This window comes from Novipirellula galeiformis (genome assembly GCF_007860095.1).
Taxonomy (GTDB): Bacteria; Planctomycetota; Planctomycetia; order Pirellulales; family Pirellulaceae; genus Novipirellula; species Novipirellula galeiformis.
In genome coordinates this window covers 145,764-167,931 of the sequence record NZ_SJPT01000003.1, presented here as the reverse complement: position 1 = coordinate 167,931, position 22,168 = coordinate 145,764, and the positions used below count along the sequence as shown (strand labels likewise).

Here is a 22,168-nt window from a genome sequence, read left to right as displayed (position 1 = left end):
GTGCACTTGATTTGGGGGCATCGTCTTTCACACCGTGAAAGAAGCGATTGAGCGGGCTTTCCGGGATGTGAAAGGCGGCTCTGGATTGGATTGACTTGGTCTAGGAGCGGCACGGGGTTAGCCGCCATGGTTCATCACCCGAGGCGTAAGCGAGGGGATCTCGATTTTGACTCGGTCTCTCGCTTACGCGTCGGGTTATGATTTTGATTGCGTCCATCTTTTCAAATGCGTAACGCGCTGTTGAGTCATCGGTGTTTATCGTTCGATGCGAATTTCGCCTTCTGCAATTCGGCTTTCCGCGCGGTGCAGTTCCTCGAGGCTCCAACGTCGCAGCGTTGCATCGAAGCCACCGGAGAATAACTGACCGTTCGTGGCGGCCAGCGTCGAAACCGAACCGACATGTCCTTCGAGCTTGTAACGCACCGTGCCGTCATCAGTATTGACGATGTGGATCACATTGTCGGATCCCGCCACCGCGATGTGTTGGCTATCGACAATGGCGATTGCGAATAGGCGGCCCGAGGTCACTTTGATCTGATGACGCCGTTTCTGGTTTTCGGTGTCATAGACCGCGACGTGTCCGTCTTCGGCGACGGTGATCACATGATTGCTGTGCGGGGGGAACACGATGTCTCGAATTCGTCCGTTGTGCAAATGGGGGTCGGCGATAAGGCCTCCGTTTTGGGGATCAAACAGATGCAAATCACCGCTGCGGCCTCCAACGGCTAAAATCTGCATGTCATCGCGGTAGGCGACGCTGCGAAGGTCATTGCAGTCGCAACGGAATTGGGGAGTATTGCTGCCCGTTTGACCCATGATGAACACTTTGGCGTCGAAGCCAACCGCGGCCATTTCGCCTCCATTGGGCGAAAATCGAACGCACGCCAAGGCCGGGGTGCCCTGCATTTGTTGACCCATTTCGAACCTGCGTTTGCGATCCCAAACGATCAATTGGCCGTCGTTGCCTGCGGAGACCAGTGAGTCGCCGCGGGGATCGAACGACAAAGTGCGGATCAGATCGCGATGGCCTTTGAGGGTGTAGAGGACCTGCAGCGTCGAGACTTCGAGGATGCGAATTCCGAAATCGTCCCCCGCCGCAGCTAAGAATTCGCCGCGTGGATCGGCTGCAATGGCTGTGACCACCGGCGAACTCGTGCGATCCCCGATCGGCTCTAATCGAATCGTTCGCGTTGGAAATGAGTCGCGAGCAAACGCTTTGGCGATCGTTGGCGTTTGTGCCATGCTCGGATCCGATGAACCGATTGCGATCAAGGCCGTGGTAGCGGTTGTGAACCAAGAGCGACGCGAAAGGTAACGCGACATGTCTGTTTCCCCCAAACAAACGAGTAATCAATGGTCGTGCGCCGCGGGAGATCTGAATCTCCTGGGTGACACCCGAAGATGTCGCCTTCAAAAACAGACGTCATCGCGCACAGACCCTGCTGTGGTCTAGATCGACCATCCGCAAAACCGGCATGACAGGAATACCCGGAATAATCGGAAAAGTCGCCATCCGACGGGGTAACGCGGCGGAGGTAGGCTGGCTGGGGCGAGTCGGCCGCTGACGAAACCGCTCGAGCGGCTCCCGCCGCGTCTCGGACGACAGCGGGATAAACCACTTCAAAATCACGCCGCAAAGCACCTGTGTCCCTCAGGTTGCCTGCGTTTCCTGTGTTGGCGTGTTCGGTGTCCACTGTCTTCGCGGTTCCCCTTCGCCGCCCAAGGAGACGCCATTCGGCGTTGGCCTGGGCGGGTTCCGCTGCATCGCGGCTAAACGGCTGGCGGCTAGGCGACTCCCGTGGTGAACCGACTGCTGCCTAGTGCTCCGCCGGGTCTAAAAATGGGGGTGAGACCGGGCGGCTGGCGCCGTTCCGGTACTCTTTTCGCGGCAGGACGCAAGGCCTGCCGGATTTGGTTGACCCCAAGAATAAGGGGATGGAGGATGCACTAGCCGCATTACGGCACATGGACGCCTCGATCCACTAGGCCTCGATCCACTAGGCCTCGATCTACTCTTCCAAGCGGAACATGACCGTTGCCAACGGTGGCAGGTTGATCGAGATGCTATCAGGCCGGTCATGGTGGCCGCTGCCGATCGATTTACGGCCGGGGTAATTGCCCACGTTGGATCCGCCGTACGCTTCGCTATCGCTGTTGAAAATCTCTTTCCAGAAACCGCCTTGGGGAACCCCGACGCGGTAATCGTTGCGAACGACTGGCGTAAAGTTACTGCACACCAAAATTGGGGGTGTCCCGTTCATTCCCTTGCGCAGATAGACCAACGTACTCGCTTCGGCATTCATGCAATCGACCCATTCGAAACCTTCTCCGCTGAAGTCCAATTGGTGCAATGCGGGATTTTCGATCACGGTTTTGTTCAAATCCGCAACCAATTGTTGCACTCCACGATGCGTGGCGAAGTCGAGCAACATCCAATCGGGGCCGTCATCATGATTCCACTCGTTCCACTGTGCGAACTCGCCCCCCATGAACAACAACTTCTTGCCTGGGTGCGTCCACATGTACGAGTACAGCAGTCGCAAGTTCGCAAATTTTTGCCACATGTCGCCTGGCATCTGGCTGATCAACGATCCTTTGCCGTGAACCACTTCATCGTGCGAGAGTGGCAACATGAAGTTTTCGGTGAAGGCGTAAATCAGACTAAAGGTCAGCGCGTTTTGATGGTGGCTGCGATGGATCGGATCGTTTTGCATGTACGCCAAGGTGTCGTTCATCCAGCCCATGTTCCACTTGTAAGTGAAACCGAGTCCGCCGTCGTCCACCGCACGTGAAACCCCCGGCCATGCCGTCGATTCCTCCGCCGCCGTGACGACCCCTGGGTACTTGTCGTGAATCGCAGTGTTGACTTCCCGCAAGAAATCGATCGCTTCGAGATTCTCTCGTCCCCCGTACTGGTTCGGAATCCACTCGCCATCTTCGCGGCTGTAGTCCAAGTACAACATCGAAGCGACCGCGTCGACGCGAAGTCCATCAATGTGATACTTATCCAACCAAAACAAGGCATTGGCGACCAAGAAGTTGCGGACTTCATTGCGGCCAAAGTTGAAGATCATCGTGCCCCAATCGGGATGTTCGCCTTGGCGTGGATCGGCATGCTCGTAGAGCGGCGAGCCATCGAAACGACGAAGTCCGTGAGCATCTTTGGGGAAGTGGGCGGGAACCCAATCGATCAACACCCCGATGCCTTGTTGGTGCATGTAGTCCACGAAGAACATGAAATCTTCGGGGCTGCCGTGTCGGCTGGTAGGAGCAAAGTATCCGACCGTTTGGTAACCCCACGAACCGCTGTAGGGATGCTCGCTGACGGGCATCAATTCCACGTGCGTGAAATTCATGCGATGGCAATACTCAGCCAAACGTCGAGCCAAATCGCGATAGTCAAGCCAACCGTGCTTGCGGCCGGGCCCTTTCTGCCAACTACCTAGATGGACTTCGTACACATTCATCGGCTCGTGCATCGGGTTCCATTCGCTGCGTTGATCGAGCCACTTGCTGTCCGACCACTGGAACGTGTTCAGGTTCGACACGATCGAGGCGGTCAACGGGGGCAATTCCGCAGCCAAACCGTACGGATCGCTCTTGTCGACCCACGAACCATCGCTGCAATGCACGCGGAATTTGTAGCGATCGCCTGCTTTGGCAGCGGGAATGAACAATTCCCAAATGCCCAAGTTGGGATGCATTCGCGCGACGTGTTTACGGCCATCCCAACCATTGAAGTCACCGACGACTTGGACCGAACGGGCATTGGGCGCCCAGACCGCAAAGTTCACCCCCGGAGTCCCGTCGACCGTGCGGAGTTGAGCTCCGAGACGTTCGTAGAGCTGGTAGTGTTTGCCTTCGCCGATCAAGTAATTGTCAAAATCGGTCAGGATGGAGGGAACGGCATACGGGTCTTGCATTTCGATTGTTTCCCCGGATTGGTTGGTCATCTGGATGCGATACTTCGAGTTGGCAATGGTGTGAAGACGTGATTGGTGCTCCCTAGCATCTTGCCCCTTTGCCATGGTCACGTCGACCATAGGTTCGCAGATCGCTTCGAAGAATCCCGCAGGATGGATACGACGCATCGCGCGCCGTTGGCCATTGACGGGATCCACAATCCAAGCCGCTTGCGCCTCGGGCAGAAAACTGCGCACGGCTGTGGCCGCACTTCCGCGGTAATCGATCGGATGGGGGCCCAACAAACAGGAGGGGTTCTCATGCGTTCCGTTGATCAATTTCGAGATCGACGATAGCGAAACTTGTGTGTGCATTTGGGATACCGAAATACAAAAAAATGCGTGCTAATGGGGTAGATTTATGGATTGGGAACGCCTCTCGCACGAAACGAGAGACCGCGAGGGAGGGGGGATTGAGCTGCCCGATTTCCGTCGCCGCGCAATGAAAGGCGCCGGCCAACGAACAATCGGGCAGCTAAAATGGTTCCCTCGTTTGCTCGCTACGATTCGAGCAAATCAGCGCTGCGGATTCGGCGTCGCGCCGGCGCACTTCCCGATGAGGCTCCCCCGCCAAGAAGCCATTGACGAAGTCGATCGTTTGGCTGTTTGTTGGCGTGGGGGGCGGCTACGGAGGAGTGTGCCGAGTCCACTCGAATATGGGCAGCATTTGGATCTTGGGCGACCTCCGAGCGACGACGCTCCGGACTCACCAATCGTGATGAAACTAAGCACGCCTCGACGCGATGGATCTGCAGCGCACGATCCACTCGACGCCAAAGGTCGGCATGTTGAACATCGATGCGACGTCCAAAGTGTTCCCAGACAAAATTGTTTTCGCGCCATCGCGGCAGCGAATCGGCTAGCGACCGAATCAAGTATCGATTGTTGCTGATCAACGTTACCGTTGACGCACCCTCGATGGCTTCGAGTCCACGGACTGCGGCGAGCAACGTCAGTCGGTTCAAGTCACCCACTTCGTTGTCATACGCCGAGAGCACAGACTCACCGTCTGCGGTCTCAAGCGAAAATTGCCAAAAGCCATCGACAAGCGTCGTCGAACGAGCTTCGCATACGAGCAAATACTCCGAGACAATGTTGTCACTTGGAAGGTCGACTTTGTCACCGCTGGGAGACAGGTCTTGGGCGACATCACCGCTTGTGCCGGGCACAACGGGGGGCGATGTCGCATCGATTGATTGAAGCATCACGACTGAAATTTCCAACAGGATGGGTCATAGGGTTGGGGGCGATCATGCCTTGATCTTGCCAAACCCGACGTATTGGGAGGTTCGATCCATCAAGCGCACCGACGTCATCGAATCGACATTGCTACGAATCAATGTCAGCCCATGACGGGTGATAGATGTGGCTTCGACAAACTCGACCTATTCGCCAAACCTTGACTGGGTGAAAAAGTCAACCTGGTTTCACTCGCCCCGCTAGGACAGATGCGACCGCGATAACCGGTAGCGGAAAGGGGGGAGTGGGAGGGGGACAAGGAGACAAGGAGACAAGGAGACAAGGGGACAAGGAGACAAGGAGACAAGGAGAGAAGGAGAGGAGGAGAGAAGGAGAGGAGGAGAGAAGGGCGGCAGGGGGCGTTTGAGATGTCGAGAATGACAGCCCTGCGATCATCCAACGCCCAGACGGCACCGCTTGATGGAAATGCCGCTTGGGGGGCCAGCGAAAATGCCCAACGATGCACCCGCTCGGTAGACCATCACACTGAGCCAAGGTGAAAGATGCCCAAGGTGAAAGATGCCCAAGGTGAAAGATGCCCAAGGTGAAAGATGGGCGAACGCTGATAATGGCGAGCGCCCAGACGATGGCGAGCGTCGGGGCAACACGGCGGATAAAGACAAATCCGGACGGCTCCCCTAGGATCGGCTTGCCGTTAGTCGAGTGATGCCAAAGGACTGCTCCGCCAGCGGTAGAGCACAGGCCAGCGGTTTAGAGCACGGGACAGACGTCGAACCATTCGCGATGCTGGTTCTGCATCCACGATTTCGCTTCGTCCGGTCCCCACAGCCCTGGCTCGTAGGTGAACAAATCAGGCGCCGCGGGACTTCGCCAAGCTGCGATGATCGGGTCAATGATTCCCCACGCCAATTCGACTTCATCGCTTCGAGCAAACAGACTCGCGTCTCCGGTTAATGAATCCACCAGCAAGCGTTGGTAAGCATCTGGCATCGAATTGCCACCCGGGGCATGGCGGAAACTAAAGTCCATCGTGCTCGTCCGCGTCTTCATTTCCGAATCAGGCACCTTGGTTTCAAAGTGCAATTGGATGCCTTCGGCCGGTTGGACCTGAATCACCAAACGATTGCCCAAAGGCTCTCGCGTTTTTTCGCCAAACAAAATGTGCGGCACATTCTTGAACTGGATCACAATCTGTGTCGTGCGACAGGACATGCCTTTGCCACTTCGCAGGTAGAACGGAACTCCCTTCCAACGCCAATTGTCACAATACAGCTTGATCGCGGCAAAGGTTTCGGTTTGGCTTCCTTTGGGCACACCCTCTTCGTTCAAATAGCCATCGTATTGGCCACGCACCGTGTTCGCGGCAAAGTCGCCGCCGGTCATCCGCCGAATACTGTGCAACACTTTGACTTTCTCGTCACGCACCATCGCGGCATCGTAACGCGCCGGCGGTTCCATCGCGGTGATCATCATCAACTGTAGAATGTGATTCTGGAACATGTCACGCAAAATGCCTGACGTGTCATAATAACCCGCTCGGCGACCAATCATGACCTCTTCGGCTGCCGTGATTTGGATGTTGTCGACGTACCGGCGATTCCAAATTGGCTCGAAAATACTGTTGGCAAACCGCAACGCAAAGATGTTCTGGACCGTCTCCTTGCCGAGATAATGATCGATGCGATAGATCTGGTCTTCACGAAAGACGGTGTGGATCGAACGGTTCAAGTTTTGAGCCGTTTGCAAATCGGTGCCGAACGGCTTTTCAATGATCACCCGGCGGAAGCCATCCGTGTCGTCGGCTAATCCCGCAGCACCGAGTTGTTTGATCGCTTCTTCGTACAATTGCGGCATGGTCGACAAGTAGTAGACCCGGCCAGAGTTCTCTTGCGGTTCGATCGTTTCAAGGAAGGATGCGAGACTTCGGAAGTCATCGGGATCCTTGATGTCCCCCGCCTGATAGAACACGTTCTCACTGAAGCGATTCCAGGTCTCGGCATTAAACGCCTCGCCAGCGAATTGCTCCGTGGTCGATCGCAACAATTCACGCCACTGCTCGTGCTCAAAATGGCTGCGAGAAACCCCCACGATCCGAGAGCCCTCGGGCAATCGCTTTTTGGTAAACATGACATACAACGCCGGAATCAGTTTCCGGCTGGTCAAGTCGCCTGAGGCGCCAAAAATTACGATGGTATGTGCCATATTGCTGTCTTCTCTCGTGCGGTGCGCTTGCGTTCAACGGTGGACCCCCTGGGGGCAACGTGATTGACACAGCTTAAGGCACTTGCGGATCTTCAGGAAGATCCAACAGCGTTGTCGTGGCCGTAGTGAAGATCTCAGCGACTTACAGCCATGTCGAGGGCCAGCATCGCTCCCTCGGGCAACGGACCGGCCCAATCGACAGCTGGTTGGGCCAGCTTCGATAGCCCAGCTCGATAGGCCAGCTTCAATAGCCCAGCTTCACAGGCTAGCTCAACAGGCCAGCTCGATGAGCACGCCGCGCGTCGGGCATGCGAATCGCCGCAAGTGGCGATTAGGCCGCTTGGCGGAGGGGGGACGCGCTCGCACCGATCGTAGCGTGAGCGATGCTCAGACTCTGCTGGATCGGCAACTCGTTGTCCGCGATCACTTGGCATCCCAACCGGTGGAGCAAGTTCAACAAGATGGGGGCGCGAAGGTTGGTCGTCATATTTCCTTCGCGTCCTGAGACGGTCGTCATCACGTACATTTCCGAGTCGCTGCGCAAATGAAGACCGCTCAGCTCACGTCGCCGGAGGTGGATTCGATAATCGGGAAAGAACGCACGAGGGCTGACCAACGGAATCGCACGGTCGCTGCGCGAGACGCTTTGCAGCCATGCCACCGACGGACTCTCGGGGTCCGGCAGCAACGCCCACTGGCGAAGCGTTTCCATGCCAATCAACCCCTGAGGGAAGAGAAACAACTCGTCTGCGTTGATCTGCAACGTTCCAAAACGATTCGTGTCGATTCTCATGTCCATTCGTTCCCGATAACCGTGGGGCTTTTTGACAGAAAGGCCTGTGTATGACAGAAAGGTCTCTGCAAAAACCTTCCACTCTCTTTATCGGCGGCGCCACCATCAAAATGAAACGAATCGTTAAAATCGTTACAAGTAGTTCAGCACCGTCGTTTGTGAAGCTTGGCCAATGATCCGCATCGATGCGTCAATCGAGAGTTGTCGTTGGCTCAATTCGCTGATCAAGGTCGCCAAATCGGCGTCAACCTCGTTGGACAATTGATCCTTTAACTGAATCACCGTCGTTTCCGATGCGTCTTTCAAATCTTGCAAGTTCCGCGTCCAGACGCCGATCCGACCCCGTGTCCGACTGGCTCGGTCGAGGTCGGCATCCACGCGCGCTTGTAAACGTTCGATCTCAGGGATATCCCCGTCGCGAATCGCCGTTTCGAGTCGCAGCAGTGTGTCGAGTGCCCCCCCCGCGTCGCGAGGCATATAGTCCTCACCGGCAATCTGGTTCACGCTACCGACCGTTTCTCCAAACGCTTCGCTTTGCCCCTCGGGGATCAACCCCAATCGCGTGCCAGCGTTACTCCATTGCGGTTGGCGAATCGACATCGGTTCGGCCCCCGGCGGTGCTTGCAATTCAATCCCGTTGCCGATCGTGTTCAAACCGACCAGGATCCGCGAGGTATCTTGGTTGTTCGGATGGTTGCGAATTAATTGAATGACATCATCAATCGTCTCGGCACCCTCGAGGTCCAAACTGAGGACGACGCCATCAGGACGGGTGATGACGAGATCTTCGCTATTGGGGTTGAGCACGACGCCGCGTCCGCGTCCGAGTTCCTTCAGCGTGGTGTTTTCGGTTGCCGAGCGAATCCCCAATTCCTGCGCCGCCGATTGACCATTTTCGCCCACCGAATAATCGACACCGCTGCGCAACGCACGCAATTGAATGCTGCCATCGGTATCATTTAGTTCGGCGTGCACATCGGCACCGCTGCGGTTGATCGCAATCAACACATCGCCCATCGTTTTGGCTTCCGAAAAATCGATCGCAAAACTCTGGTTGCCTTGTTTGATCGTGATGCCCCCGCTCAAATCGATCCCGGCACCGAACGCCAAGTCTTCAATCTTGGTGTTGGTGGTCAAGCGTGGGGTCAATCGATCCCCGATGATGGGTGGCGCGGTCAAACCGCCTGGATTCAAAATCGATAGATCCCGTGCGAGCGTGCTGCCCTTGGTGTCTTGGATCGCCAACGTGCCCGGCAAATCATCGGCGTAAGCGATCTTTAGCGAATCGTCGCCGATCGTCACCGACAAGGGGCGTCCATCCAATTGGACTTTTGAAAGCACGTCGGCAACGTCACCAATCGTCGCCGCGTTACTCAAATCGACCTGGACCGAACCCTCGCCGCCGGACAATTCAATCACCCCTGGGGCGACGCCGATACCGCCTCGCATATCGACCAAGCGGGTGTTGTAGTCGAGTGCCGCGCCGAGCGGTTCGCCCTTCAAAAAGACGTTGTTGGTCCCCAGTGATTCAGCGGCCGTGGCGTTCAATGCCGATAACTCTCCCGAGCCGAGCATCGTCTGGCCGATCGCGTCTCGGCCCGAGTAAACGATGTCACCGTCAACGAAATTGTAGGCATTCCCATCGTTCAAAATTCCGCCCAACAATTGTTGGTCGCGGAACATCGCGTTACCCGCCGCAAAGACGTTATTGATCGTTTCGCGAATCGTTAATGCCATCGCGTCGCGTTCGTCTTGCGAATTGATCGTCTCCACACCTTGAACCGCCGTTGCCCGAGCGGTAATCAACGCGTTGTCGACGCTGGCTAACGAACGATCGGCCGTATCGTAGTAGCCGATCGTCGAATTCGCATTGCGCACCATTTGGTTGCCATGGTCGATGCCGCGGTTGAGCCCCAACGCGCGGTTCGCGGCAGCCGGATTGTCCGAAATCTTCAACACGCTGCGTCCCGACGATAGTTGATCGTACTGGTGTTGTAGCGCAAGCTGATCTGCGTTGAGCTGGAACAACATCCGCTGATTCATCAACGGAGTGTTCGTTCGATTTGCCGAGACGGGAAGAATGGACATGGTGCGTTACGTTGCGGCGTCGATCGCGGGGCGAACGACGCCTAAAGTGGGCGAGCGAACTTAAAATGAAAGAGAAAGCTTCACTTGTTATCGCTCTTATTCGGAACTTCGCCTGATTTGCCCCCAATCAATCCGTCGTGATCCGTCCAATCACGCTAATCCGTCCCGTCATAGACCCAACTAACCGTTAAACACTTGGTAAACTACCCATTCTGAATCTTGTGGCGTCTCCCCTCTCCGATTCCTCATTTCCCCGTTCTCAATATGATCCTCATTGGCACGATGAATTTGACGCGGACGCGTGATCGTGGCAATTTTTACTGCCCGGCCTGTCGGACACCGCAATCGTTTCGTTTGCGTGCCCGACGCCCCTTTTTAACGCTTTATTTCGTCCCCACCGTGCCGATCGGTGCGGCCGAAGAGTTCGTGCAATGCGACAGTTGCCGCAGCACGTGGGACCAGAGCGTGTTGAGCATGGATCGTGAAACCCACGAAGCGACCGTCGAATCGCAATTTCTTGATGAAGCGATTCGCTCGGCGGTGCTCGTCGTGCTGGCGGATGGCGAAATCAGCGAAAATGAGATTGATGCCTTGCAAACGATCGCCAATCATCTGCTAGAGCAGCCCATCGATCGCGAAGAATTGGGACGTTTGTGCAGTATTGCTAGGGAAAACAAAATCCTCGCCAAAAACTACGTGTTAACGACCTCGCGAGGCTGGACCCAAGATCAGCGGATGCGTGCCTTGCAAGCGATGTTCTTAGCCGCATCGGCCGAGGGGAAACTCGAACCGAAACAGCTCGAAATCTTGGCGGAAATGCGAGAAATCCTCGAACTGACCGACTTGGAATACGAGGCCGCGATCGAAGAAGCGTTGCTCTGGGATGCATAGCGAGACCGCTTTGGGGTCGCGATCGAAGCAAATTCGATCATGCTCATTTTACGATCACGCTCATTTTCAATGCCAAGGCGCGACGTGTTGCCTTACCCGCCGCGCAATGGCAACCACGCTGCCTCACTCGACCCACTCCACAGGGGATCTCCCTCCGAGCCGAATTCCTCCCATCTTGGCGAAAAGCCAACGATCCCTAAAATCGGCGGTGAAGCATTGAGCTGTTCCCCACCACTTAACTCCTTACCAACAAACGAAATCGCTCCATGGCCAATCAACAAATTGTGGATATCAAACGCGTTGCCATCTTGTTCGCAGGCGGTCCCGCACCGGCGGCCAATGCAGTGATTTCGACCGCCGCCTTTTCGTTTCTCGAAGAAGGGGCTCAGGTCTTCGGAATCAAGCATGGTTACAGCCGACTCGCGGAATACACCGCCGCAGGCCCGCTGCAAGAAGGCGCCGACTACATCCGTTTCACTCACGATTCGCTGACCAATGCACGCTCGAGTCGCGGGATCATGATCGGCACGGCCCGCACCAACCCCGGCAAACACGTCAGCTCGCCAGCACATCTGAAAGACCCCGAGCTCGTCGCCCCGCTGCGACGCGTGTACGAAGGTCTCTGCTCGCTCGAAGTCGACGCCCTGATCTCGATCGGTGGCGATGACACGCTCAAGACCGCCAACAAACTGAAGTTGTTCCAAGACAACTTGCCCGTTGACGCGCGACGTTTCCCGATTGTGCATCTGCCCAAAACCATCGACAACGATTACTCGGGGATCGACTTTACGTTCGGCTTCTTCACCGCCGTGGAAACCTTGGCCGAAGAAATTCGCAACCTGAACTTTGACGCTGCCGCCGGTCGGTCGTATTTCCTCTGCGAAGCGATGGGACGCAGCGCCGGATGGCTCGCTTACGGCGCCGCGATCGCCGGCGAAGCCAGCATGGTGTTGAGTGTCGAAGATATTTGTGGCGCGTTGGCTGACGAAGAAATCGTCAACCAAGAAACCGGCGAATCTCGCAAGGTGATGGCGCTTGACCGAGTCATCGATCGAATGGTCGACATGATGCTCGCTCGCGAACGCGAAGGTCGCCAATACGGAACCATCGTGATCGCCGAAGGCATGGCCGAGTACCTGCCGACGAAGTACCTCGAAGGCGTCAGCCGCGATGACCATGGACACATCAACATCTCGTCGATCAATTTGTCGTCAATGATGTCCGCGATGATCAGCGAGCGATACAACGAACGCACCGGAAAGACACGCAAGGTCAACGGATTGCAACTGGGTTACGAAGCTCGTTGTGCACCTCCGCAAGCCTACGACGTCATGCTCGGCTCGCAACTCGGTGTCGGTGCCTACCGCGCCCTGGTCGAAGAGCGACTCAACGGCGTCATGGTTTCGGTCAGCGGACAGTTCGATTTGCACTTCGTTCCGTTCGAAAAACTTGTCGATCCCGAAACCTTGGTCACCAAGGTTCGCTTTATCGAGCAAGGCAGCGACTTCCACCGTCTCGCCCGTTTCTTGGAAACCTGTATCGATAACTAAGCCTGCGATCAAAAGCGATTTCCCACGCAAGTCGCCAAGAGCATCGCAAGCTTAAAATCATGCGACAAGCCTCGCTTGTTGCGAAGCCCCACGATTGAAAGCCAACCTCGACTGCGAGGTTGGCTTTTTTCGTTCGTCAGGGCTACGTCTGATTTTTGGGCACCCCCGCAGCCTGCTGGCAACCCGACCGCCTAACGGGGGAAGCTGGAACGCCGATTGGCAGACGCCTTCGTTAGCAAAACGTTGACGCCTATTAGCAAGTCGATCAGCAAAGCGTTGCCGTCGGCTTAGCGACCTTGGGGGGCGGGGGCCCTGCGGGCCGCTGCCTTGTCGTTCTGGTGCTTCGCCGCAGGGAAATCGAATGGGGCGTTCCCAACCGGGACGAAGGAACGGGAGCGTAGGCGATTTCAATCCACGGCTTCAATCCACGGCGCTTTGCTAAAACCCCCAAATCGATCACTTTCTCTAGAAACTTCTCTGTTTCGGAGGGGTTAAAGCTACTGCTGAGTTCCGCGTGAAGGCCTGCATAATCGGTCACCCCATCGCAAATGCCCGTTTCTTGCCCCCAGGTCGATGGCTCGCAGCGAGGAATTCAGGTGAAAGTGATTAAGATAATCGGGTGACGAAGCGGCCGAGATGGCCTGTTCTAATTCGCTGCTTCGGCGTCCAAGTGGCTTCCTCTTCCACGGATTTGTTTTTTCGAGCATGAAATATTCGCTCTTTTTTATCGTCGTCGCAATCCTGACCTCCCCGCTTCCCTCGATTGCGGTGGCGGCTCCTCAGTCCGATGCGTCTCAACAAACTCCCGAGACGCCCGTTCCGGCCGAGATATCAGCCCCAGCGGAGACGCCCGCGGAGGCCAGTTCGACCGCAGACGTCCCCGCGGTTGCGGCTGCGGATTCGAACGCCGCTCCGTCGCCGTCCGCCCAACCCGCTGCTGCGGAAACCCAACCCGCTGCTGCGGAAACCCAGCCCGCTGCTGCGGAAACCCAGCCCGCTGCTGCGGAAACCCAGCCCGTTGCTGTGGAAACCCAGCCTGCTGCCGCGGAAAACCAGCCCGCTGCTGCGATGCAAGCCGTTCCTGTGCAAGCTTCGCCGGCGGAGTCCACCGCGATCGACAACACGGTGAAGTCGGAGGAGGGCTTCGTCTTCAACTTTTCCGGAGCCAGTTGGAAGGACGTTTTGGAGTGGTTTTCCGAGCAAGCCGATCTGTCGCTGCAAATCGATCGCTTTCCCGCTGGCACGGTGAACTATGTGGACCCGAGTCGCACTTACAACGCAGCGGAGAGCCTCGATATTTTGAACCGCTTGCTGCTCGATCGTGGTTATGCCCTGGTCCGTCGCGGCCGGATGTTGTTGTTGATCGATTTGGAAGTTGAAAACGCCGCTAACCTGATTAGCGAAGTGGCCGAGTTGGTGACGCTTGATGAACTTGACGGCCGCAGTCGCAGCGACATCGTCAGCTGTGTGTTCCCGCTCGGCAGCCTCACTCCTGACGCGGCTCGTCAAGAAATCGCACAACTGGTCGGTCCCTGGGGACGCACGATCGTGTTGGACTCGGCGCGGCAGGTCAAGGTGACCGAGACGGTTGCCAAACTGCTTGCGATTCGCCAATTGCTTGAAAATGCACGCCAAGCCGATTCGACCGTCGTTGAAATTGTGTTGCAACATCGCGGCAGTGACGAAATGCTCGAGATCGCTCGCCCCTTGATCGGACTCGACCCCGGACAAAACGCAAACGACGAAATTCGACTTTCGGTGGGGCTGTATGGCGAACGCATTTACGCCACCGGATTGCCTGGCAAAGTTGCCTTATTGGAAAGCATTCTGTTAAAAGCCGACAAGCCGTTGGTCACCGCCGACCCCAATACGCAAGCCGACGTTGCGATTCCCGTCTTCGAGACGCATCGGGTCAAGACAGCGGATTCCGCGACGGTCTTCGACGTGCTGCAAACCTTGTTGGCGGGGACGCCGGAGACTCGGATTGCGATCGACCCGAAAACCAACGCGATTGTGGCCTACGCGCGTCCCGAAACTCAGTCGATGATTGCCGCGACCATCGCCAAACTCGAAGGCAGCGGTCAGGACTTTAAAGTCATCACGCTTCGGCGGCTTGACCCGGCACAGGCCCTTTTGACCATCAATAAATTCTTTGGAGTGACCGCCGAAAACACTGGCGGGCCGATCGTGGACGGGGATCCGTTGACCGGACGATTGTGGATTCGCGGCAAACCAGATGACATCGCGATGATTGAAAAATTGATCGGCGAACTCGAAGGCGAAGATGTGCTCGGGAACATGAGCGACAAAGTTCGCGTGTTGCCTTACACCGGCCAGGCTGCGGAGGACGCGCTTCGCCAAGTCCAGAGCGTTTGGTCCACGCTCGGTCGCAAGAACGATATCCGTACGATTCGCACCGCCGGTACACCCGCCTCATCCGGTAGCGAAATGCCTGAGCGACGTGTCCATCCCGAGAAAACACCCGAGGGTGCCGGGGCGAGTCAAAGAGAAATGCCGTTTGAAACGAACCGCTCCAAGGAAGCGGCTCCTGCCTTGCCCATCGACAGTCGCACCGGAGTGAGGCGTTCCGCCCAGCCAACGGTCGTTGCTGGCGGACCGGATCGCAGTGCGGGTTACCAATTGGTCGCGACGCCGTTACAAGAAGAAGCGACGGCGTCGGATGCATCCACCGGTAATCCAGAGATACGTTTTGATTTCCAAGGATCCGATATCGTCATCCAATTCTCGCCCGCGGGCATGATTGTCGCTTCCGAGGACACCGAGGCGCTCGATGCCTTCGAAGCATTGATGGGATCGTTTGCATCGTCCAGTAACGTGCAAGCAAGTTTACCCACGATTTTTTGGCTTAAGTACGCCAAGGCCGATACGACGGCGGAATTGATCGCCAGCATCCTGGGAGGCGGAGACAGCTCGATGGCGTCGGTGACCGATTCGCTCGGCAGCAGCCTAGGGGGCCTTGGCGGCGGCATGATGGGGTTGCTCGGAATGGGCGGCGGTGGAGGAGGGGGCGATAGCGAATCGTCGGCGAAATCGATCCTGACCAGCTCGGGATCGGTCAGCATCGTTCCCGACGCACGACTGAATGCCTTAATCGTGCAAGCTAACCCCATCGATCTTGAAACCATTGAAATCATTTTGCGCAAACTCGACATCCAAGAGAGCCCCGAGGATGTCGAAGTCGTCGCCAAACCCGCCTTGATTCCCGTCATTTACCAAGACGCCAAAAGTGTCGCCGAAGTGGTCAAAAGTGTGTTTGCCGATCGCATGAAATCAGCCTCCGAAGCAAACCGTGGGGGCGGACAACCCAATCCGCAAGAGATCATTGCGGCGCTTCGCGGTGGGGGCCGTGGCGGAAGCGGTGGCGGAGGAGCGAAAGCCCAAAGTGAACCTGCTAAAATCATCGTCTCCGTCGACGAACGAAGCAATTCGTTGGTCGTGATCGCGACCCCCCAAGATTTTAACGAAGTGCGGCAATTGGTGATCGCGCTGGACGAAGGCGGAATGCAGAGTGAGGAACGCGTCGAAGTCGTTACACTCAAAGGGGACATCAAAGCCGATGTCGTCAAACAAGCGCTCGAATCCATCCTCGGAGCGAGTGTGAAAACATCGTCCTCCTCCACGACCTCCGATGGAAAAACCAACACCGGGTCTCCCGCAACCAATGCGACCACACCGAGTTCTGACGACATCCAACGCCGAATCGAGATGTTTCGGGCGATGCGTGGTGGCGGAGAGAACGGGGCCGGAAGAGGCGGAGGCGGTGCTCGCGGAGGCGGTAACCGAGCCGGCGGGCCCGCTGCAGCGGGCGGCGGGGGTGGCCAACGCGGCGCTGGTGGCGGCGGCGGTGGCCGAGGACGCTAAGCTTCACCCCATGAAGGGAGCGTTGCGTGAACCACGCAACGTGGTCGCTGATACCGATTCCAAACGATCACAACCCGATGCGTCAACGAGGGATCAAATCAAGATCGATTCTCCCTCGCGGACGTGACGGGTGATGAAAAGCCAACGCTGTGGGTAATGAACAACCCCGCAACTTCAAAGCGTGTCCGCGATGGCCGTTTGCCTCAAAAATTTGACCGAAAGTTCAAAACGATGATCATGCATGCTGGTGAGATCCTGAAGCGACGTGGCTTGCTCACCCCAGAACAACTCGAGCAAAGTCGCCAAAGCGATTCACCCAGCGTGGTCCAAGCGGCGATCGAATTGGGCTTTGTCGCCGAACGCGATGCGCTCGAAGCGCTTGCCGAAGAGGTGGGGCTCGATTACATCGACCTCCGCGAAGCTGAGATCGATCTGAAGGCGCTGGAGGGATTTCCGCAAAAATTGATCTATCGTCAATCGCTGTTTCCGATTGCGTTCCAAGATGGTTCGATCGTCGTAGCGACGTCGGATCCCTTGGATCTCTACCCGCTCGATGAAGCCAGTGCCGCGACGGGAAAGAACATTATCCCGGTCGTGGCCGAACGCGCCGAAATTGCGAGATTGGTGAAACAACACCTCGGCGTCGGTAGCGAAACGGTCGAAGGATTGATGGCGGCCGTGGTGGACGATGACGTCGAATTGCTCGATGCGTTTGAATCCGACGGCAGCGAATTGAGCGAGATGGCTCAAGAAGCGTCGGTCGTTCGTTTGGTCAACGAGATTCTGCTCGAAGCGATCGAGACGCGTGCCAGTGACATTCACATCGAAACGCAATCCGATGGGATCCAAATTCGCTATCGCATCGATGGGATCTTGCATCCGCAACCGGCGCCTCCAGAAATCAATCGTTTTCAAGCAGCCATCATTAGCCGCTTGAAAATCATGGCGCGGATGAACATTGCCGAGAAACGGTTGCCGCAAGACGGACGCATCAAATTACGCGTGCACGGACGCGAAGTCGATATTCGGCTGAGCGTGATCCCGATGATCCATGGCGAAGGTCTCGTCATGCGGGTGTTGGACAAGTCGTCGATGGTGTTCAATCTCGAAGGGTTGGGAATGAACCCCGAGATCTACCGCGTGTTCAGCAAAATCATCGAATACCCGCACGGCATCGTGCTGGTCACCGGGCCCACCGGTTCCGGGAAAACGACGACGTTGTACAGCAGCTTGTTACAAATCCGTAGTCCTGAAACCAAGATCATCACGACCGAAGATCCCGTGGAGTATCAGCTCGACGGGATCAATCAAATTCAAGTGCACTCCAAAATCGGGCTAACCTTCGCGGCTTCGTTGAGAAGTATTCTGCGGCATGACCCCGACGTCGTGCTGGTCGGAGAAATTCGCGACCTTGAAACCGCCGAAAACGCGATCCAAGCATCGCTGACCGGGCACTTGGTCTTTAGCACGTTGCATACCAACGATGCCGCCGGAGCGTTCACGCGAATGGGCGATATGGGGGTCGAGCCATTCCTGGTCGCCGGGACCGTCGAAGCGGTCTTGGCCCAACGCTTGGTGCGACGCTTGTGCAAACATTGCAAAACACCGAGCACCGCAGCTAAATCGGAATTCCCCAGCGACTTTCCTTGGGATCGAGCTGGCGATGCGGTGATTTACCAAAACGTTGGCTGTCGCGAATGCCGCCAAGTTGGTTACGCAGGCCGAATGGGGATTTATGAGTTGTTGGTCACCTCGGATACCATTCGCCAACTCGCTCAAGATCGAGCCAGTAGTTGGGACATTCGACGCGAAGCGGTCAAGAATGGGATGCGAACGTTGCGAATGGACGCCTGGGACAAAGTAATCGCAGGCCAAACGAGTGTCGACGAAGTGCTCCGCGTCACCAAGGGCGAAGCGATCGCTTAACCCCTCTCCCCATCTCCCCATCTCCCTGTCTCCTTGTCTCCCTGTCTCCCTGTCTCCCTGTCTCCTTGTCTCCTTGTCTCCTTGTCTTTCCCCTTTCCCCTTTCCCCTTTCCCCTTTCCCCTTTCCACTCGCTTCCTCCATGCCAACCTTTGCTTACACCGCCCGCGACTTGACCGGAAAACAGGTCAACGGAACCGTCGAAGCGAGCACGGAGCGCGAGGTCACCTCGATTCTGGCCGAACGGTCTTTGTTTCCAGTCAAAGTCAGCGATGTTGCCAAAAGTAAATCGCCGACACTGGCCAGTTTGTTCAATCGTCGTCAAAAGGTGAATGGACAAACGATGGCGATCTTTTACGGGCAACTCGCTTCGCTATTGCGCAGCGGCGTGCCGATGATTCGCTCGCTCAATATCCTCGGCACACAAACCTCCAACGCGGTCTTGAAGGAAGTCGTGGCGGATGTCCGTGCCCGCGTCGAAGAGGGGGAAACACTTGGACAAACAATGGCCCGCTATCCGGGAGTGTTCAGCGACATGGGGACCAACATGGTGCGCGCTGGAACCGAAGGTGGATTCCTCGAAGATGCACTCGATCGCGTTGGCACGTTCACCGAATTGCAGGAGGATTTGAAAGGACGAACCGTCAGCGCGATGGCTTATCCGGTGTTCTTGTTTTCGGTCGGTTCGGTTGTGATCGTGACCTTGCTGGTCTTCTTCGTGCCGAAATTTGAGATGTTGTTCACACGTCTGCGTCGCAAAGGCGAGATGCCGTGGGCCACCGAAGCGCTGCTCAGCTTTAGCCAATTTCTCCAAAACTGGGGGTGGCTGTTCTTACTGTTGATGGTCGCCAGTTTGGTTTTGTTGAAAGTCAAGCTCAGTAGCGAAGCCGGTCAGGAATGGGCCGATCGGATCAAGTTAAAAATCCCGGTGCTGGGCGACATTTTGATGAACTTGGCGGTCGCGCGGTTCTGTCGCGTGCTGGGGACTTTGCTTGGCAACGGGGTGCCGATCCTAAGATCGCTGGAGATCAGCCGCAGTGCGACGGGCAATCGCTTGTTGAGTAAATCGATCGCCAACGCGACCGAGAATATTCGCAGCGGCGAAAGTCTGGCGTCTCCACTGAGATCGTCCGGTTACATGCCGGTGAGTGTCACGGAAATGATCAGCGTCGGTGAGGAGAGTAACTCGCTCGATCGGGTGTTGCCGGAGATCGCAGACTCGCTGGAAAAACGCACGTTTCGCCGCCTTGATCTGTTCGTTCGCTTGCTCGAACCGATCATGTTGTTAATCATGGCCGTGTTGGTGCTGGCGGTCGTCATGGCGCTGTTGGTCCCCGTGCTCAAGAGCAGTACCACGCTCTAGACCTTAAACAAGCGGTGATTTTGGCGCAGCAGGACTCGGTGCCGATGACTCACCTCGCGTGGGCGAGGATGCAGCACCGTGCAACGGACGGTCGCATGGCGTTGTCCCCCTTTAAGCAGGCAGGCAGGAATGATTGGGTGAGATCCCTTTAGCCATTGGGCGTTAGCCCCGCTTGAACCGCTTGAACCGTAGCTAACGCCAAAACGGCTAATCTAACGAAAGGCTCCTGCCTACCTGCTTAACTCTTAATCCTGATCGGTTTCGGTCGGTGATGGTCCATCGCGGTTGCGCTGCCGGGATTGAGATGAAGAGTAGGATGAAGAGGAGGCGTTGCGGGTTTGAAATCGAGTGCGACGTCGGGCTGTGGTCTTGAGATAGTGGATCTTGCAAAAGATCCTTCCACCCCCAACAACAGGGGGCGTCTTCGCAAGCTCCACTACTGCGTAAGGCATCCCAACGTTTAAACTTAACAAAACACTTGTGGATTCTATCCGTACCGATTTGGGGCCAATCTTGTTGGATCCCCAGCTCCCTCTAAATTCCCCGACTCGCTTGGTGTGGTTGATGATGAATCGAAAGCTTTTTATGAATCAAAGTAACCTGGGTCGATGTTTCGCGGTGGTCTTCCTGCTCTCCGGGGGATCCCTGTTCGCCTCCGATGCGACGCCCTTGGGATCGTCGGGCATTGACGCAACGCGTTTCGAAGCGATTGATGCGTTGGTGAACGACGCGATCGACGAAGGCAAGTTGCCCGGTGCCGTGGTCACGATCGGGTTTCAAAACCACGTCGTGTTCCAGCGCGCTTATGGTCATCGACAACTGCAACCGACTCCCCTGCGGATGACAAAGGACACGGTCTTTGACCTTGCCTCGTTGACCAAGCCGATTGCGACGGCGACCAGTGTGATGATCCTGGTTGATCGAGGGGAGATCACGCTCGCAGACCCCGTTTCGAAACACTTGCCCGAATTTGCCAATCACGGCAAAGAGGAGATCACGATCAAACAATTGTTGTTGCACACCAGCGGTTTGATCCCCGACAACGCCATGGCGGACTACGTCGATAACGCTGAAAAGGCGATGGAAAACGTGATGAACCTGGGGCTCAATTACACCCCGGAGGAACGGTTCCGTTACTCCGATGTCGGCTTCATTGTGTTGGCCGAAGTGGTACAGCGGAAGACGGGCCAGGATGTGCATGCGTTCTCACAGAAAAACATCTTTGTTCCGCTGGGGATGCGGGAAACGGGTTACCTGCCCGATGCCTCGTTACACGACCGCGCCGCGGCCACGGAACGTCGCAAGGGGCAATGGATGCGAGGCGAAGTGCATGATCCGAGAGCTTACGCATTGGGTGGAGTCGCTGGACACGCGGGATTGTTTAGCACCGCAGCGGATCTTACGCGTTATGCCAACGTGATGACGAATCATGGCAGCAGCGGTGAGACCACGATCCTATCACGCACAGCCTTTGACGCGATGACTGCGGCGTATGCCGTTCCTGGCGATGGCATCCGCGGTCTCGGTTGGGACAAGCAATCGGGGTACTCATCCAATCGCGGCAAGACGATGACCTCGTCTGCGTTTGGGCATGGTGGGTTCACCGGGACGGCGTTGTGGATCGATCCGGAATTGGGGCTTTATGTAATCTTCTTGAGCAACCGAGTGCACCCTGATGGCAAGGGCAGCGTTAATGCGTTGGCCGGACAAATCGGAACGATTGCCGCCGACGCCGCGATCGCCGCCAGCCAAGAACCATCAGCCCGCTAAAACTAGCTCTCCTCGCCCCGCTTTTTCGAGGAGAGGGTTGGGGGTGAGGGGCCGACCAAACAAATCGCTGGCCGTGAAACCGTAGCGTCCACGCGGATGGCTACGCCGCCCCCGGTCCTCGCGCTGGCGAAACTCCCACCCTGGCGATAAGAAATCCGGACAATTCACTTGCAACTCCCCAGCGGATTGCCAATAATCTGCTTCCGAGATCCTTGCAGTGGGTATCAATTGGGTCGCCACCCAAGGGACCGGAGGTCCACTCAAGCGTCAGGCAGTGCAGCTAAAATCGGCTTTCCGGCGGTCTTCAAATGGCGTCGGCATGCAATCGATCCAGCGGGCTGACGACCACGGGCCCAACACGATTGTCCACATGGGTATAGATTTCAGTCGTCTTGATGTCGGCGTGCCCCAACAGATTCTGGATCTGGCGAATGTCCGTTCCGTTCCACAGCAAATGAGTGGCGAAGCAGTGCCGGAAAGTGTGGCTGGTCACATGTTTGAGCAATCCCGCAGCCTCTACCGCTTGTCTCAGGTGCGGCGGGAA

The 22,168-nt window shown here is 56.5% G+C and carries 13 protein-coding genes; 6 read left to right on the top strand and 7 right to left on the bottom strand.

What is annotated here, in order from left to right; genetic code table 11:
• Nucleotides 1-255 precede the first annotated feature (255 nt).
• The 6 genes from Pla52o_RS08870 to Pla52o_RS08845 all read right to left on the bottom strand — a co-directional run bounded on the left by Pla52o_RS08870 (nucleotide 256) and on the right by Pla52o_RS08845 (nucleotide 10,245).
• Nucleotides 256-1,323, bottom strand: a complete 1,068-nt coding sequence (locus tag Pla52o_RS08870; RefSeq protein ID WP_146594262.1) for a WD40 repeat domain-containing protein — start codon at nucleotides 1,321-1,323, stop codon at nucleotides 256-258.
• Nucleotides 1,324-2,009: 686 nt separating this feature from the next.
• A complete protein-coding gene (glgB, locus tag Pla52o_RS08865) occupies nucleotides 2,010-4,277 on the bottom strand; it encodes a 1,4-alpha-glucan branching protein GlgB (RefSeq protein ID WP_146594261.1) in 2,268 nt (755 codons plus the stop codon).
• Nucleotides 4,278-4,462: 185 nt separating this feature from the next.
• Entirely contained in the window at nucleotides 4,463-5,167 is a 705-nt protein-coding gene (locus Pla52o_RS08860) for a ribonuclease HI (protein WP_146594637.1), read from the bottom strand.
• Between the two features lie 745 nt (nucleotides 5,168-5,912).
• Nucleotides 5,913-7,364 (bottom strand): glucose-6-phosphate dehydrogenase, encoded by a 1,452-nt coding sequence (gene zwf, locus Pla52o_RS08855; protein ID WP_146594260.1) that lies wholly within the window; start codon nucleotides 7,362-7,364, stop codon nucleotides 5,913-5,915.
• Nucleotides 7,365-7,695: 331 nt separating this feature from the next.
• The gene (fliW, locus tag Pla52o_RS08850; protein ID WP_146594259.1) at nucleotides 7,696-8,157 is read right to left on the bottom strand and encodes a flagellar assembly protein FliW; all 462 of its coding nucleotides are present in this window, start codon (nucleotides 8,155-8,157) and stop codon (nucleotides 7,696-7,698) included.
• Nucleotides 8,158-8,289: 132 nt separating this feature from the next.
• The gene (locus tag Pla52o_RS08845; RefSeq protein WP_146594258.1) at nucleotides 8,290-10,245 is read right to left on the bottom strand and encodes a flagellin; all 1,956 of its coding nucleotides are present in this window, start codon (nucleotides 10,243-10,245) and stop codon (nucleotides 8,290-8,292) included.
• A 219-nt stretch (nucleotides 10,246-10,464) separates the two neighbouring features.
• On the opposite strand from Pla52o_RS08845, the gene Pla52o_RS08840 reads away from it, so the two are divergent.
• From Pla52o_RS08840 to Pla52o_RS08810, 6 genes are all read left to right on the top strand, one after another.
• A complete protein-coding gene (locus Pla52o_RS08840; protein ID WP_231612202.1) occupies nucleotides 10,465-11,136 on the top strand; it encodes a tellurite resistance TerB family protein in 672 nt (223 codons plus the stop codon).
• A 266-nt stretch (nucleotides 11,137-11,402) separates the two neighbouring features.
• Nucleotides 11,403-12,686: a 6-phosphofructokinase gene (locus Pla52o_RS08835; RefSeq protein WP_146594257.1), complete on the top strand. Its 1,284-nt coding sequence runs from the start codon at nucleotides 11,403-11,405 to the stop codon at nucleotides 12,684-12,686.
• A gap of 705 nt (nucleotides 12,687-13,391) precedes the next feature.
• Nucleotides 13,392-16,568: a secretin N-terminal domain-containing protein gene (locus tag Pla52o_RS08830; RefSeq protein WP_146594256.1), complete on the top strand. Its 3,177-nt coding sequence runs from the start codon at nucleotides 13,392-13,394 to the stop codon at nucleotides 16,566-16,568.
• A 231-nt stretch (nucleotides 16,569-16,799) separates the two neighbouring features.
• Nucleotides 16,800-18,494 carry a GspE/PulE family protein gene (locus tag Pla52o_RS08825; RefSeq protein WP_146594255.1) on the top strand — a complete coding sequence of 565 codons (1,695 nt, stop codon included), beginning with the start codon at nucleotides 16,800-16,802 and terminating at the stop codon, nucleotides 18,492-18,494.
• A gap of 139 nt (nucleotides 18,495-18,633) precedes the next feature.
• The gene (locus tag Pla52o_RS08815; protein ID WP_146594254.1) at nucleotides 18,634-19,854 is read left to right on the top strand and encodes a type II secretion system F family protein; all 1,221 of its coding nucleotides are present in this window, start codon (nucleotides 18,634-18,636) and stop codon (nucleotides 19,852-19,854) included.
• Between the two features lie 585 nt (nucleotides 19,855-20,439).
• Nucleotides 20,440-21,624 carry a serine hydrolase domain-containing protein gene (locus Pla52o_RS08810; RefSeq protein ID WP_146594253.1) on the top strand — a complete coding sequence of 395 codons (1,185 nt, stop codon included), beginning with the start codon at nucleotides 20,440-20,442 and terminating at the stop codon, nucleotides 21,622-21,624.
• A 304-nt stretch (nucleotides 21,625-21,928) separates the two neighbouring features.
• Here Pla52o_RS08810 and Pla52o_RS08805 read toward each other — a convergent pair.
• Nucleotides 21,929-22,168 (bottom strand): tyrosine-type recombinase/integrase (locus Pla52o_RS08805; RefSeq protein WP_231612201.1); only part of this gene is annotated, 240 nt, incomplete at its 5' end.